The organism is Pyxidicoccus fallax, from assembly GCF_012933655.1.
Lineage (GTDB): Bacteria > Myxococcota > Myxococcia > Myxococcales > Myxococcaceae > Myxococcus > Myxococcus fallax.
The window spans coordinates 1-14,965 of the sequence record NZ_JABBJJ010000312.1; the positions used below are offsets into that span (position 1 = coordinate 1).

The 14,965-nt window shown below is 71.3% G+C and carries 12 protein-coding genes; 3 read left to right on the forward strand and 9 right to left on the reverse strand.

From position 1 onward, the window contains the following. On the forward strand, positions 1-992 hold a 992-nt coding region (locus HG543_RS41650), incomplete at its 5' end, for a L,D-transpeptidase family protein (RefSeq protein ID WP_343073573.1). A gap of 11 nt (positions 993-1,003) precedes the next feature. Here HG543_RS41650 and HG543_RS41655 read toward each other — a convergent pair. The 6 genes from HG543_RS41655 to HG543_RS41680 form a co-directional block, all read right to left on the reverse strand. Then, positions 1,004-2,758, reverse strand: coding sequence for an AAA family ATPase (locus tag HG543_RS41655; protein ID WP_169350501.1), 1,755 nt, complete (start codon positions 2,756-2,758; stop codon positions 1,004-1,006). Between the two features lie 79 nt (positions 2,759-2,837). Beyond that, on the reverse strand, positions 2,838-5,477 hold the full coding sequence (locus HG543_RS41660; RefSeq protein ID WP_169350502.1) for a protein kinase domain-containing protein: 2,640 nt from the start codon (positions 5,475-5,477) through the stop codon (positions 2,838-2,840). 123 nt (positions 5,478-5,600) lie between these two features. After that, positions 5,601-6,350 carry a hypothetical protein gene (locus tag HG543_RS41665; protein ID WP_169350503.1) on the reverse strand — a complete coding sequence of 250 codons (750 nt, stop codon included), beginning with the start codon at positions 6,348-6,350 and terminating at the stop codon, positions 5,601-5,603. After that, the gene (locus tag HG543_RS41670; RefSeq protein WP_169350504.1) at positions 6,347-7,627 is read right to left on the reverse strand and encodes an FtsX-like permease family protein; all 1,281 of its coding nucleotides are present in this window, start codon (positions 7,625-7,627) and stop codon (positions 6,347-6,349) included. The genes HG543_RS41665 and HG543_RS41670 overlap by 4 nt, the downstream gene beginning before the upstream one ends. Then, positions 7,624-8,325: an ATP-binding cassette domain-containing protein gene (locus tag HG543_RS41675; protein WP_169350505.1), complete on the reverse strand. Its 702-nt coding sequence runs from the start codon at positions 8,323-8,325 to the stop codon at positions 7,624-7,626. Before HG543_RS41675 ends, HG543_RS41670 begins: the two co-directional genes overlap by 4 nt. Continuing rightward, complete coding sequence (locus HG543_RS41680) at positions 8,322-9,989, reverse strand: hypothetical protein (protein WP_169350506.1); 1,668 nt, start codon at positions 9,987-9,989, stop codon at positions 8,322-8,324. Before HG543_RS41680 ends, HG543_RS41675 begins: the two co-directional genes overlap by 4 nt. A 238-nt stretch (positions 9,990-10,227) precedes the next feature. On the opposite strand from HG543_RS41680, the gene HG543_RS41685 reads away from it, so the two are divergent. Then, positions 10,228-11,331, forward strand: a complete 1,104-nt coding sequence (locus tag HG543_RS41685) for an alpha/beta hydrolase (protein ID WP_246357674.1) — start codon at positions 10,228-10,230, stop codon at positions 11,329-11,331. Between the two features lie 167 nt (positions 11,332-11,498). Further along, positions 11,499-11,990, forward strand: coding sequence for a signal peptidase I (gene lepB, locus HG543_RS41690; RefSeq protein ID WP_246357675.1), 492 nt, complete (start codon positions 11,499-11,501; stop codon positions 11,988-11,990). A gap of 4 nt (positions 11,991-11,994) precedes the next feature. On the opposite strand, the gene HG543_RS41695 is transcribed toward lepB, so the two are convergent. From HG543_RS41695 to HG543_RS41705, 3 genes are read right to left on the reverse strand one after another with little or no spacing between them, the layout of a single operon-like run. Further along, entirely contained in the window at positions 11,995-12,798 is an 804-nt protein-coding gene (locus tag HG543_RS41695) for a hypothetical protein (RefSeq protein ID WP_169350508.1), read from the reverse strand. Positions 12,799-12,836: 38 nt separating this feature from the next. Further along, positions 12,837-14,024: an ABC transporter substrate-binding protein gene (locus HG543_RS41700; RefSeq protein WP_169350509.1), complete on the reverse strand. Its 1,188-nt coding sequence runs from the start codon at positions 14,022-14,024 to the stop codon at positions 12,837-12,839. Between the two features lie 6 nt (positions 14,025-14,030). Continuing rightward, positions 14,031-14,768 (reverse strand): PspA/IM30 family protein, encoded by a 738-nt coding sequence (locus tag HG543_RS41705; RefSeq protein ID WP_169350510.1) that lies wholly within the window; start codon positions 14,766-14,768, stop codon positions 14,031-14,033. Positions 14,769-14,965 lie beyond the last annotated feature (197 nt).

Here is a 14,965-nt window from a genome sequence, read left to right on the forward strand (position 1 = left end):
ACCCCGCCGCGCCGCCCGCCACCGCCCGTCCCGCGGGTCTGATGCAGCTCGCGCATGCAGCCTCGGGCCAGCACGTGTCAGGGCCGAACGCCACGGGCCCGTTCCCCACGGCCGCGCCTCCCACCGACGCCCGCTTCACGGGCCAATCCCCGCTCGTGGACGTGGCTTCCGGCCAGCACGTGTCAGGGCCGAACGTCACGGGCCCGCTCCCCCCGGCCGCGCCTCTCGCCAACGCCCGCTTCACGGGCCTGCCCCAGCTCGCGGACGTCGCCTCGGGGCAGCGGGTGCTCGGGCCGGGCTCGCAAGGGGATGGCCTGCTCGCCGTGCAGACGGCCCTGCGTGACATGGGCTTCGCGTTCCACGGCGCTCCGGACGGCCGCTACGGCCAGTACACCGCCCGGGCGCTCCAGAACTTCCAGGTCCACGCCTCGCGCACCTTCCCCACCGTGCGCCCCACGGGCACGCTGGATGCCCCCACGCTGCGCGCCCTGGACGCCCTGGCCCCCGCGCCCGGGGCCCGGGGCCAATCGCGCGCCCTGCCCTCCGCCTTCTACGACGGCCAGCCCGTGCGCGTGGTGGTGGCCCTGCGCGAGCACCGCACCTTCCTCTTCGACCCGGAGGGGCGCCTCGTGGACATCTTCCCCAATGCCGCCGGCGCCACCGCCACGCCCACCCGCACGGGCCTCAAAATGGTGCGCGCGAAGCTGGACCAGGTCGCCGCCGAGGCCGCCGGCGCGCGGCTGTGGAACGACCGCCACGTCTTCGGCGCGCGCATCCTCGACCTGTCCTGGGCGGACGGCCGCCACTCCGGCGAGGAGCTGCACGGGACGAATGCCCCCGCCCTGCTGGGCACGGACGTGTCCCACGGCTGCATCCGTCACTCGAACGAGGCGGTGCTCGTGCTCCACGACGCGCTCTCCGCGGGAGACCGCGTGGCCATCGTGGAGCACGTGGACGACCCGCACCTGGGTGTCCAGGTGCCGGTGTCCTGAAGCGACGGCGACTACGCCTCGAGCAGCGCCTTCAGCTCACGCACGCGACGGGTGATGAAGTCGCGGTCCAGCTTGCGGAAGCCCTCCGGCAGCAGCTCCCGGCTGGTGCACTCCTGCACCGCCACCAGGTTCTGCAGCTCGATTTCCAGCGGGTAGCTGGGCGGCACGAAGTCCTCCAGCACCGCCGCGAGGTCCTCCTTCGTCACCGAGTCCCGGCCCGCCGCCAGCGCGCGGAACTTCGAGCGCACCATGACCGCCTCGATATCCGCGCCGCTGAAGGCGCGCACACCATGCGGAATCATCGCGGAGAACGACTCGATGCCTTCCACCGTCACGCCCGTCTTCTTGGACATGACCTTGAACAGCTCGTCCCGCTCCGCGTCCGTCTGCGGGTAGAAGAGCGCGATGTGCTCCTCCGCGCGGCCCTGGCGCTTGAGGTCGATGGGCAGCAGGTCCGGGCGCGCCGTCATCAGGAACCAGACAATCTTGCCGCGGTACTGCGTGTTGCCCATGAACGAGGCGATGGAGCCGAACACGCGGCTGCTCGTCCCCGAGTCACCGCCGGAGTCGCGGTTGCCCAGGAAGGTGTCCGCCTCGTCGATCATCACCGCCACCGGCCACAGGGCCTTGAGCAGGTTGAAGATCTTCTCCAGGTTGGCCTCGGTGACGCCCTGCCACTGGCTGCGGAAGTTGAGGAACTTCACCACGGGGATGCCAATCTCCCCGGCGAAGCAGCTCACCATGAACGTCTTGCCCGTGCCCACCGGGCCCGTCAGCAGGTAGCCCATGGGCATCACCTCCAGGCGCCCCTTCTTCAGGGCCCCGGCGGCATGCCGCAGCATCTCCTTGGCCTTGCCGTGTCCGGCCACCGCGTCCAGCGTGTGCACCGGCTCGATGAACTCCAGGAGGCCGTGGCACTCCGCCTGGATGATCTCCTTCTTCTTCTCCTTGAGGAGGTCCGAGGTGATGCGCACCTCGCGCTCCAGGGCCTCGGTGAGGACGCGGTCCAGGTTGATGCGGGACAGGCCCGCCGTCATCTTCGCCAGGCCCGCCAGCGGCACGTCCGACAGCGACTGGAGCCGCTTGCCCTCCAGCTTGTAGCGCACGTACTCCAGCCGCTCCTCCTCGGTGGGCAGCGGCAGCTCAATCGACGCCACGTACGGGTTGCGGCTGATGCGCGGGGCGATGTCCGCGAGGTTCTCCGCCACCAGCACCACGGAGATGTCCCCGGCGAGGAACTGCGGGTCGTGCGCCCACTTGTCCAGCGTGGCCAGCACGAAGCGGTCCTCGGTGGACAGGTGGGAAATCTCCCCGCCCGGCACCAGCGTCTCCGCGAAGTCGATGACGAGCGCCAGCGAGCGGCCCTCGCTCAGGCGCATGCGCAGGAAGTTCTCCAGAATCTGGAGCGCCCGGCCCGGGTCTCTCGGCATGACCTTGGAGTAGTCCGTGCCGTACATCGCGTCGTAGCCGGCCATCGTCCGCTGCAGGTCCTTCTGCGTCTCCGGCGTGGCGGAGCGGACGCCCGACGAGCGGTCATAGAAGAGGACGTGGTCCCTGGCGCCGAACAGCTCCTCGGAGAGGAACGTCTTCAGCGTGCCGAAGCCGCGCCCGCCGTCCTCCAGCTGCAGGGGCTGCAAATCCCGGACGGCCCCGTACAGCAGGAAGGTGTTGACCGTCTTCGTGTAGTACTTGCGCGCCAGCTGCTGCGCCCAGCGGGGCAGGTCCGCCAGCGGATCCGCCTTGTTGACCTTGCGTACCTTGCTCACCGACACACGCCTCCTCTCGCTCCGCCGGACGGGGAGCGGGCGTGCCCGCTCCCGGGGAGCGGGCAGGAAACCTTGAAGGCTAACGGCAGTTGCGCCGCTTCCGCAGCGTTTTCGCGACGACGGGCTGCCCACCCTCCTTCGGGTCCGGCACGTCCAGCTCGGCCTCGTCGTGGCACTTCAGCTTCAGCTGGAGCTGCTTCGCGTTGGCGGGCACCTTGACGACCGCGGGAGTGACGGCCCCCATGTCCGCGCCGTCCACGAAGATGGTGGCGCCCGCCGGCTTGGACTCCACCTTCACGTCCACCGTGACGACCAGGGGTTCCAGGGTGGCCGACAGCTCCGCCGTGCCCCCACCGCTCACCGCCAGCGTCTTCGACTGGGGCTTGTGGCCGGGAGCGGAGACCTGCACCTGCCACTCCGGTCCAGTCACGGGGATGTCCTTGAGGAAGGCGGTCGTCTGCCCCTGCTTGCGCACGACGGTGCCATTCACCTGCACCTCCGCGCCCGGGGGCGTGACGGTCACCACCAGGGACGCCGTCTTCTGCAGGCTCTCCAGCACCACCTCGACGGGGTTGACCTCCTTGCCCTTGGCCACCTCCACCGTCCGGGTGAACGTCTTGTAGCCCTCGGCGCTCACCACGACCATCACCTGGCCGGCCTCCACCGGACGCAGCACGGTCGGGGGGACCTCCTTCGGTTCCTCGCCGGCTTCGACCTTCTGGATGAGGGACACCGGCTCCGCGTTCACCATCACCCGCGCCCTGGCGCGGACCTCGGAGGGCACCTGCTGCATGTCCACCAGGACGTAGCCCGTCCCGGGACGCGAGAGCGCCACGCCCACCGCGATGAGCAGGAGCAGCGCCACGAGGCCCGCCCCGCCGAAGAGCAGCACCCGCTTGTCCAGGCCCCGCGCGGCCAGGGCGGGCACCGCCGCCGTCGGACGCTCCTGGTCCTGGTCGTCCTCGTCGTCGTGCCGCCGCGCGGCGACGGGCGCCGGGCGCCCCGCGTTCTGCACCAGCTCCGGCGGGAGCGCCGAGCGCGAAATCCCCTGCGACAGGTCCGGCGGCAGCGAGGAGCGCGAAACCCCCTGCGACAGGTCCGGCGGCATGTTCCGGTTGATGCGCGGCAGCCCGTCGTCTCCGCCCCGGCTGGGGCGCTGCGGGGGCTGCGGCGCCGCGTCCACCGGCGCCAGGGTGGGCACGCTCATGGACGGGCGCGGCGGCAGACCGGGCGAGGGTGGAGGCACCGTCGCCGGCATGCTCGCGTGCGACAGGCGCGGCGCGGACGGCGGCAGCCCGGTGGACGGAGGCGGGATGACCGCCGTCTTGCCGGTGGTGGGCTCCTCGTCCTCGGAGCCCGGGGGCACGGCCCGCGTCTCCAGCGGGGTGACGGCGCGTCCCACGGCGGCACCCGGCTGCGTGGTGGGCTCCGGGCTGTCGTCGAAGACGTGGTCGCTGGACACCAGCTGCGTGGCGAGGACCTCGTCCTCCTTCGCGGCGGGCGCGGCGGTGGCGGCCGTCAGCTTGGGCAGCGCGGCCAGCGTGGGCGAGCGGCGCACGCCGTTGTTGGCCGCGCCAGGCTGTACCGCGCCCATGGTCCCCGTGGCCCGGGGAGGCTGCGCCACCGGCTGCACCACGGGCACCGGCGTGGGGGGCGGCGGCGGAGCGGCCGTCACCTGCGGCGAGCTCGTGAACGAGGCGGCCTCCAGCGCGGCCAGCATGCCATCGGGCGGCTTGATGTCCGCGTACTCGATGAGGCGCTGCTTCTCGCGCTCCACCTCTTCGGCGAACGTGGACTTCATGTACTGCATGAGGTCCCTGCGGCTGAAGATCGACTCGCTGGTGAGGAGGAAGCGCTGCAGGTCCTCGCCCAGCTCGCTGGCGTACTGGTAGCGCTCGTCCACGTCCTTCGCGAGCGCCTTGAGGACGATCTTCTCCAGCGCCTCCGGGATGCGCCGGTTGTACGTGGAGGGCGGCGGCACCTCGGCCTTGCGCACCTTCTCCAGCACGCTGAAGTCACTGTCGCCGACGAAGAGGCGCTCGCCGGTGAGCATCTCGTAGAGGCACACGCCGATGGCGAACACGTCCGAGCGGCGATCCAACGGCAGGCCGCGGATCTGCTCCGGGCTCATGTAGCCGAACTTGCCCTTGAGGATGCCGGCCTGCGTCTTGGTGGCCTTGCCCGCCGCCTTGGCGATGCCGAAGTCGATGACCTTGACCTCGCCCTCGTAGGAGATGAGGACGTTCTGCGGCGAGATGTCGCGGTGGACGATGTTCATGTCCCGCCCCATCCCGTCCTTCTTCCGGTGGGCGTAGTCCAGACCCTCGCACATCTTGGAGATGCAGAACGCCACCAGGGGCACGGGGGCGGGCTCGCCCTTCTTCCGGCACCGGTCGAAGATGGCGCGCATGTCCTTGCCAGGGATGTACTCCATCGAGATGAAGTAGCTGCTGGCGATCTGCCCCAGTTCGTAGATGGCAGCGATGTTGGCGTGGGTCAGCTGGACGCTGATCTTCGCCTCATCGATGAACATCGAGATGAACTCTTCGTCCTCGGCGATGTTCGGGAGGATGCGCTTGATGGCGACGAGCCGCTCGAAGCCGCTCGCGCCGAACTGCTTCCCGCGCCACACCTCCGCCATGCCGCCGATGTTGATGCGGTCCAGGAGGAGATACTTCCCAAACGGGATGGGCTGCCGCTTCGGTTGAGTGGTCGTCACGTGGGGGAGGGTCCGTTCCTTGGCGAGCCTAGCGATCGCGCTCCCACAGGGTCAACCACGGCAACGCCCCTTTCCCCCTCTCGGCGGGCAGGCAGGCAGCCCTCCGCCGAGGGGGCTCGCCCCTCAGGGCTGGAGGCTGGAGGTGCCCGCGTCGGCGGCCTCGTCGCGGAAGGCCTCCGTGGGCTCCTCGTCCGGAGGGAGGGGCCGCACCAGCACGAAGCGCGTCTCGCCCCCGGCGGAGACGATTCCGGGCTCGCCGAAGCGCCGCTCGGCGGGCATCCCCATCAGCGTCACCCAGGCGCCCTTGCGCTCCGGCGCGACGCAGTACAGCAGTGTTCCGGGCCGGACACCCGGCGCCTCGCGCACGGGGCCCTCGCAGTCCTTGCGAACCTGGAGGGTATAGCCCTCCAGCGGCTCTCCCTTCACGAGGTACGGAGGCCGGCCGAGCTGCTCCAGCAGCGGCTGGAGCACGCGGGGGTCGTCCGGCACGGCCTGGTCGGTGGTCAGCTCCTGGGCCAGTCCCTGGAAGCGCTGGAGCGACATGGACGCGATGTCCAGCGAGGACAGGGGCACGCGGCTCTCCGCCAGCACCAGGTCCGCGAAGAGCGAGCCCACCAGCAGGATGGGCAGCAGCCGGTAGCCCTTGAAGTCCTCCCCCTTCCCGCGGACGAGGGCGCCGAGGACGACGGCGGTGACGGCGGCGGCCAGGGCGAGCACCACCGCGGGCATCACGGGCGAGGGCAGCGAGGTGAGGGCGGAGACCTCGGCGCTCCGGGCGCGGAGGGCGTCGGACAGGTCGCCCCCGTAGATCCAGCCGAGGGCGGCGAGGCTCAGGACGTTGCCGAGCAGCGTCTTGCGGGAGGGGAGCGTCATCCTGCGAGCGTGCGCGCCGGATCCGTGGCCGCGGCGCGGCGGGCGGGGAAGTAGGCGCCGGCGAGCGCGGCGACGAGGCCCAGCAACACGCCGCCCACCACCACCGGCCAGGGGAAGGAGAAGAAGCTGTCGGGCTTGAAGGGGAAGTTGGGCAGCTGGCTGACGGCGAGCCGGTTCACTCCGAAGGCCATCAGCAGCGCGAGGGCGGTGCCCGCGGCGCCGCCGAACAGCCCCACCACGGCGGCCTCGGCCAGGACGATGCCGCGCACGTCCGCGCGCGACGCGCCCACCGCCTGCATGACGCCAATCTCCTTCGCCCGCGCGCGCACGGAGGCCGACAGCGCATGGGCGATGTTCACCGCCGCCAGGATGCAGATGAGGATGGACAGCAGCGCCAGCGCCGAGGTGACGAGCGCCACCGCCGCGCCCGTGTTCTCCGCCATGCGGCGCTCCTGGTCATCGATTTCCAGCCCCATGCCCTTCACCGCGTCCACGATGGCGGGCACCCGCGACGGGTCCGACGCGACAAGGGTGACGCCGGTGAAGGTCTCCGCGTCCACGCCGGCCTGGCGGTTGATGCGCACCGCCGTCTCCAGGGGGATGGTGATGCCGGCGAGCATGGCCCGGTCCGACGCGCCCACCACCTGCGTCTGCGCGGCGCCCGTGGGTCCGCCGGTGGTGGCCGCCACGTAGGAGCGGTTGAACTCCACCGGGAAGCCGAAGCCGACAATCATGTTCGCGGACAGCTGCGGCAGCTTGCGCGCCGGGGCGAACGTCTTGTTGTACAGCTCCAGCAGGCGCGTGGACACGAGCGCGGGAATGGGCTGGCCCTCGCTGGGGTCCTTGAACTCGCCCAGCTTCACGTCGTCCTTCACGAGGCCCGGCTCCACGCCCACGGCCAGCACCTCCATGCCCATGCGCAGCCGGGCACCGAAGAAGACGCCGTCGTAGCGCGTCACCGCGGGCACGCGCACGTTCATCTTCCGGTAGGTGGCCTCCACGCCGGGCAGCGCCGCCAGCCGCTCCACGGTGGCCGCGTCCAGCTTGCCGCCGCCCAGGAGCGAGCCCAGCGACACCGCCGAGGGCACCACGTCCACCAGCCGCGCGTCGGTGGGGAAGATCTTCTCGCGGATGACGCGGCCCACCCCCAGGCCCAGGCCCAGGAAGAAGACGAGCGCGCCCACGCCCATGGCCACGCCGAAGGCGGAGAAGAAGGCGCCCTTGCGCTCGCGGGCGAGGCTCAGCCGCACCAGCCGGGACAGCGCGTCCATCCTCACGGGGCACCTCGGGTGGCCAGGTGCAGGTCGGCGCGCTCCTCCACGAGCCGCCCTTCCTTCAGCCGCAGCACGCGGCGCGCCGCGGCGCTCATCCGGTCCTCATGGGTGACGGCCAGCACGGTGAGGCCCTCGCGGTGCAGTTCCTTGAACAGCTGGATGACGCCGTCTCCGGTGGCCGCGTCCAGGTTGCCCGTGGGCTCGTCGCACAGCAGCAGCTTGGGGCCGGTGAAGAGGGCGCGGGCGATGGCCACGCGCTGCCGCTCGCCGCCGGACAGGCGCACGGGCGCGCGGTCCTTCTTCGCGCCCAGGCCCACGCGCTCCAGCATGGCCTCCGCGCGCTTGCGGGCATCCTCGCGCGAGGCGCCGAAGTGCGAGGGCAAGAGCACGTTCTCCAGCGCGGAGAGGTTGGGGATGAGGTGGAAGGACTGGAAGACGAAGCCCACGTGGGTGTTGCGGAAGCGCGCCAGGGCCTTGTCGTCGAGCCCGCGCAGCTTCACGCCGCCCACCTCCACCTCGCCCTGGTAGTGCACGTCCAGCCCGCCCAGCAGGTGCAGCAGCGTGGACTTGCCGCTGCCGGACGGGCCCACCACGGCGACGAAGTCCCCGTCCTGCACGTCCAGGGACATGCCATCGAGGACGCGCACCTTCGTGCCGTCCCCGTCCACGTACTCCTTCACGATGTCGCGCGCGCGAATCACGGCGTGGCCGGCTGGGTGGTGGTGGAGCCCGCCGCCGCCGCGCCGGGCGTCAGGCGCAGCGACAGCTCCGCCTGGAGGGCCTTCTCCTTGCGCGACACGGCCAGCGTCACCGCGCGCAAGTCATCGGTGGCCTCCAGCCAGCGCACCGTGGTGGCCTTGATGGCGAAGCCGCCAATGCCCCACGCCTCGGAAGGCAGGTTCTTCACCGCGTCCGACAGGCGCCGCAGGTCCAGCACCACGCTGAAGGCGGCGTCCTTCCCGGCGTCCTTCAAGTCATCCGCCACGGGGCTTCCGCCGGCCGGCTTCGCCAGCGAGGCCAGCGTGGACTCCAGCCGGGCCTTGGGCGCGGCCATCACCAGCCGGCCATTGGGCCCCAGCGCGAAGTGGGCGCCCTCCCCCGCTCGGTACGAGGTCAGGTAGACGCGCTGGCCGGACAGGTCCGCCGGCTCCACCTTGGCGCCGAAGTCATCCGCCATGGCCGGCAGCTTCTCCAGCGTGGACTGCGTCTTCGCCGCGTCCTCCGTGTCCGCCAGCGCGACGAGGTGCACGAAGCGGAACGGGTTGGTGCGGCGCAAGTCCAGGGCCGGCATGCCCGCACCCAGGTTCACGGTGGGGGACAGCGACACCCCCAGCACCATGCCGGGCTTGAAGTTGTCGAGCACCTCGCCCTTCATGTCGAGGCCGCTCTTCTGCACGGCGCGGGTGATGTAGCCGCCCGCCAGGTAGGGCCACGCGCCGTCGAGGTGCGACGGGTCTCCACGGAAGCGCGCGACGAGGAAGCTGTCCGCGGGCAGCGCGCCCGACAGGTCGGCGGCGTCCTTCACCGCGTCCAGCGCCGCGAGCGAGGCCTGCGTGTCCGGCCACGGCGCGTCCGCGCGCAGCGTCACCGCGTCGTTCTCGATGCGGCCCGTGAGGGTGATGCCCTCCACGGTGCCGGGCGGCACGATGAAGCCGGTGCCGCCGGGAATCCACACGTGGAAGTCCCGCTCCGAGGGCAGCCGTTGCAGCGACGCGGCCAGCACCGGCTCGCTCGCGAGCGACTTCTCCTGGGGCAGGGTGGCCAGCGTGCCCAGCGTCGCGATGGAGGGGCCCGCGCCCAGCAGCGCGAAGTCGGTGCCCTTCAGGAAGAGCAGACCCAGCGAGGGCTCCGGGGCGTTGGGGCGGCCGAAGGTGACGAGCTTGCCCCCGTCCACGGAGGCGTCCTTCTTCTCCGAGGCGCCCAGGCGGGTGCGGGCGAAGTTGCCGAAGGTCTCCGTGAGCTTGTCCGCGTCCTTCACGCCGACGATGGAGACGGCCCGGTTGCCCCCGAGGAAGGCCGCGCCCGCGCCGCGCCCCGGGTCGATGCCGGCGGTCTCCAGCGCCTGACGGCTGCGAAGGTCCACGCCCACCTGCTTCATCACCGCGGAGACGTAGCCCTCGGCGGTGGGGAAGTTCTGCATCTGGGCGGCGAAGGAGGCCACCTTGAGGTTCTGGAAGCGGGCCAGCTTCTCGCCGAGCGCCCCCAGGTCGTTGATGACGACGGCGGCCCGCGCGTCACGCGGAAGGTAGCGGGCGGGGCCCGCCGCGCTGGTGCCGGCGGCAGGGCCAGCTTCCTTGCCGCAGCGGGAGCAGCCCGCGAGGGCGAGCACGAGGAGGAGGGACGGGAGCCAGGCTCGGCGGAACATGACGGCAGGACAGGACGGCTCGGGCGGAGAGTCAATTTATTCGTGGACGACATGTGGGCCCGACTCCAGGACGAGGGTCCGGATGACCGGCAGGTAACGCCCGGCGCCCGGGGTTCACTGGCGGCACGGGCCCGGGGCCCTGAAGGGTTCAGCGCGTCCACGGGTGGTCCGGGACTCTCTTGAGCACTCCCCTGCCCTGCTGGGAGCCTGCCGGGCTTCTCACCCGGAGGACACACCCATGCTCCCCTCACCCATCCGCCCGGCGCTCGCGCCCGGCCTGCTGCTGGCGCTCCTGCTGAGCACCGCCGCCAGCGCCACCACCGTCCGCGTCCACTACGACGTGGGATATGGCAACCGGATTACACTTCGCGGCAGCGCGGCGCCCCTGTCCTGGACCGTGGGACAGAACGCGACCTGGACCCAGGGCAACGTCTGGACGTACTCGTGGCCGGACAGCGCCGGGGACGTGGACCTCAAGCCCCTCATCAACGACACGCGCTGGGCCACCGGGGGCAACTACCGCGTCCGCGCGGGCACCACCGTCAACATCTTCCCCTTCTTCGGCCCGTCCACCGGCACGCGGCAGCAGTTCGACAACTTCTGGTCGCCGCAGCTCGGCAACACCCGCACGCTGCGCTTCTACCTGCCGCCCAGCTACTCGGAGAACCCGCTCAAGCGCTACCCGGTGCTCTACATGCACGACGGGCAGAACCTCTTCGACGCGGCGACCGCCTCCTACGGCGTGGAGTGGCGCGTGGATGAGACGCTCAACCACCTCATCGGCACGGGGCAGGTGGACGAGGTCATCGTCGTGGGCATCGACCATGCGGGCGCCGGCCGCATCTACGAGTACACGCCCTGCTGTGACAGCCGCTACGGCGGCGGGGGCGCGGACCTGTACGAGCGCTTCCTCCTGGAGAGCGTGAAGCCCTTCGTCGACGCGAACCTGCGCACGCTGACGGGCAAGGCGAACACCGCGCTGATGGGCTCGTCCCTGGGCGGGCTGGTGTCCTTCCACATCGGCCGGCGCCGTCCGGACGTCTTCTCCAAGGTGGCGGGCCTGTCCAGCTCGTTCTGGTGGAACAACCAAGCGATGACGCAGGCGGTGGAGCAGTCCACCGTGAAGCTGCCCTTGCGCTTCTACCTGGACGCGGGCACGCAGAATGACGGGCTGGCGGAGACGACGCGCATGCGCGATGCGCTGGCCGCCGACGGCCACGTGCAGGGCGCCGACCTGTACTACCTCGTGGCCCAGGGCGCCGGACACACCGAGTCCGCCTGGGCGGACCGCGTGCACATCCCCCTCACCTACCTGTTCCCCTGGCAGGGCACGGTGTACTGAGCGGGCGGCGAGGCGTGGACCGGCGAGGCCGTGCGCTCCGGTCCACGCTTCGTGGGAACGTAACCCAGTCTACGATGAGGGTTCCGCAGGCCCTGGCGACCATGTCCACCGCGCAAGCACATCCGAAAGTGACGGGGCGCCGGTTGCCCTGGGCGGGACTCGTGCTCATGGGAGTCGTGCTCGGGGGCGCGGTGCTGCTGCGCGCCTTCGCCGTCCGTCCACTGCGCGTCATCTCGGACTCGATGGCGCCGACGCTGCGCGTGGGGGACCGGCTGGTGATGGACCTGTGGACGTACCGCTTCGAAGCACCGGAGGCCGGAGACATCGTCGTCTTCGAGCCGCCGCCCGCGCTCGCGCGCTCCGTCGCCGAGCCTCCGCGCCACTCCATCAAGCGGGTGGTGGCCCTGCCGGGACAGGTGGTGCAGGTGCGCGACGGGCAGGTGTGGGTGGACGGACAGGCCCGGCACGAGCCCTACGTGGCGGAGCCCGCGGGCTACACCTGGGGCCCGGAGCGCGTCCCGGAGGGCGAGCTCTTCGTACTGGGTGACAACCGCAACGCCAGTGCGGATTCCCACGCCTGGGGTTTCCTGCCGGCGCGGTACGTGACGGGTCGTGCCTGGGTGCGCTTCTGGCCGCCGGAGCGGGCCGGACGGCCCTGACGGACTACCGCACCCGCGTGCCGTGGGGCAGCGGGCCGCGCGTCTCCTCGGTGAACTCCAGGAAGCGCTCCATCTGCCGCACGGACTCCTCGGTGGCCTCGGCCTCCGCGCTGAGCACGGTGAGCTGGCGGTTGACGCTCTCCGGGTCCCGGATGGCGATGGACTGCTCGTGCGTCAGCCGCATCAGGTCTTCAATCCCCGCGAGCTGGTGACTCACCACCTCACGGCTCTCGCTGGCCTGCTCGAAGCGCGCCAGGCGCTTGCGGAGGATGTCCACGCGGTTCTGCTTCACGTCCTTCAGCCGCGGGTTCTCCTCGCGGGCCACGTCCGCCTCCAGCTCGCGCACCTCGCGCTCCAGGTGCTCGCGGTCCGAGCTGTTGAGGTACGAGCGGTACTGGTTCAGCGTGGAGATGAGGCGCAGGAAGGACGTGAGCAGCGCGTCCAGCCGCGGCTCGCTGTCCGCCTCCAGCACCTTGCCGCCCGGCAGCTTCCGGTAGTTGGCGAGAATCTTCTCCTTCAGCCCGACGAGCTGCTGGTAGTGCTCTCGCTGCGACGGGGCCAGGTCCGCCTGGAGCGAGTCCAGGGCCTTGCGCGCCGCCTCCGGGTCGTCCGGCGTCTTCGCTCGCACCGCGCGCTGGAAGCGCTTCATGGACGAGGCGACGCCCAGGTACAGGCCCTCCAGCCCCAGGGCCACCAGCATCGGCAGCGGCTCGCCCGTCATCGCCGCCGAGGCCGCCGCCGTGCCGAGCCCCACGAGGTTGGCGGGCATCAGGAATGCGGCCTTGATGTAGTTGGGCGACCTCGCCACGTCCGTCCTTCCCTCTCCCCGAGTCACCGGGGCTCGATTCAGGGGCCTCGCGCCTCCGACACGTACTTCAACGCGCCCAAATCGCGCGTGTCCTCCGCGGGCGGCACCCTCGGCCCCTGCTTCAACTTCTGGAAGAGCGCCGCGGCGCTCTGGAACAACTCGTCATAGGTGACCGGCGCCTCCCCGGAAAGGCCGAAGAAGGCCCGATTGTCCGCCAGTGTCGCCGGGGGCGCGCTGCGGATGGCCTCAATCGGGTCTCCCAGGTACGGCGCCACCTCGCCCAGCATCCGCGCCCCCGCCGTGGGGTCCTTCAGCACGCTCTGTCCCGCGTCCAACAGGCCCCGCAGCACCCGGCGCACCGCGTCCGGGTAGCGCGCCGCGAAGTCCCCGCGCGCCACCAGCACCGTGGCGATGAGGTGCGGCGCGTCCGCCGTCGTCGCCAGCACCGCCCCGCCCCTGTCCCGGGCCGCCAGCTCCACGTCGCCCCACAGCCCCGCCACCGCGTCCGCCCGGCCCTCGCGCAGCGCGCGGCCCGCGTCCAGCGTGGAGGGCAGGTCCACCCACTTCACGTCCGTGGTGCGCAGCCCCGCGCGCGCCAGCACCCACAGCGCGAAGTAGTGCGAGGCGCCGGACGAGTACACGCCCAGCCGCTTGCCCCTCAGCGCGGAGAGCTCCGGCACGCCCACCCCCGCCAGCGCCTCCTGTCCGCGGCTGCGGCCCACCAGCAGCAGCGTCCGGGGCGCCGCGTCCCGCAGCCCCGGAGCCCACGCCGCCAGCCGGTCCACGGAGATGGCGGCCATATCCACCCCGCCGTTGTCCCCGCCAATGGCCAGCGCCTGCCGCAGCTCCTCGTCCCGGGCGAAGAGCACCGCCCGGGCGTCCAGCGCGTAGGCCGTCTTCAGGAAGCCCTGCGCGGCCCCCGGCGGAGGCACCGGGTTGTCCAGCGTCGTCGCGCCCCCGGTGGCCACCAGGAGCCCCGCCGCGGAGCCGCGCGCGGTGAAGCCGATGAGCACGGGCCGCAGCGGCACGGAGGCCACGTCCGCCACCGGCGCGGCCACGCCCGCCGGGAAGTCCCCGGGCGACAGCCGCACCGCCTCGCGCGCCGCGGGGAAGAAGCGCTCCTGGAGGCGGTCCAGGTACCCCAGGCGCGACGCGAGCGCATAGCCCGCGCCGAGCAAGCACAGGGTGACGAAGAGGAAGAGGCCTGGACCGCGGTGGAGCCTCACGGGGGGCTACTCGACCCCCACCTTCTTGCCGATGGTCTTCTCGGTGCCGCCGCCCACGTCGGACACGGGCGCCGGGCTGTCCAGGAGGCCCATCTCCATCTTCATCTGCTTCACGAGCTCGTTGGCCTGGATCTTCTCGGCCTCCTCCTCGATGTTGGCGGCCATGTGGTCCACCGACTCGAGCGCCATCTGCATGCGCGCCTCGTTGACGGCGGACTTCTCCTGCACCTTGCGGAGCATCTCGTCGTGCGTCGAGTCGATGCCGGCGACGGTGAAGGACTCCATGGTGTCGGCCACCTTGGCCTGCCACTTGGCGCGGCGCGCCTCGCGGATGGCGTTCATGGCCTCCTGCGTCTTGCGCTCCTTCTCGCGCATGAACGCCTTCTTCACCGTCAGGGCCTTCTCGTAGGCCTGACGGGCGGTGGCGAGCTGCTGCTCGTTGCGCGCCAGCGCGTCCTTCTCGATTTGGAGCTTGCCGGCGTACTGGGCGGCCAGGTCGTCACGGCCCGCCTGGATGGCGGCCTTCACCTTGGCCGTCAGCGAGCGCACGTCCTCCATGTACTTGGCGTTCTCCTTCTCGAGCAGCGTCACGTTCGCCCGCACCATGGCGATGGACTCGTTCATCTTCGGGACCTGGTCGTTCAGGTCTCGGACGTTCTGCTCGAGGATGAGCTCCGGGTCCTCGATGGAGGAGACGAAGAAGCCGGCGAAGCTACGCATTGCCCTCTTGAATCTTTCCCACATGTCGGCGGTCTACCTCCATCCAGCCCAACTTGCCGTCACCTTACACAATAACCGGGACAGGCAAGCAGCCACAGTCCCAACACTCTGATTACTGCTACGCGCTCCTACCTAAGACCATTGCCCTCCGCGCGAAAGAGAACGGCGCCCGGACGGCCGGTGCGGAGGCCGCCGGCCCCACCTCGGCCCCGTCCCCCAGG

Coding starts and splice junctions, on each gene's coding strand:
- HG543_RS41665 (WP_169350503.1), bottom strand. CDS start 6,350: ATGACGCTCCCCTCCCGCAAGACGCTGCTCGGCAACGTCCTGAGCCTC.
- HG543_RS41680 (WP_169350506.1), bottom strand. CDS start 9,989: ATGTTCCGCCGAGCCTGGCTCCCGTCCCTCCTCCTCGTGCTCGCCCTC.
- HG543_RS41685 (WP_246357674.1), top strand. CDS start 10,228: ATGCTCCCCTCACCCATCCGCCCGGCGCTCGCGCCCGGCCTGCTGCTG.
- lepB (WP_246357675.1), top strand. CDS start 11,499: ATGGGAGTCGTGCTCGGGGGCGCGGTGCTGCTGCGCGCCTTCGCCGTC.
- HG543_RS41705 (WP_169350510.1), bottom strand. CDS start 14,768: ATGTGGGAAAGATTCAAGAGGGCAATGCGTAGCTTCGCCGGCTTCTTC.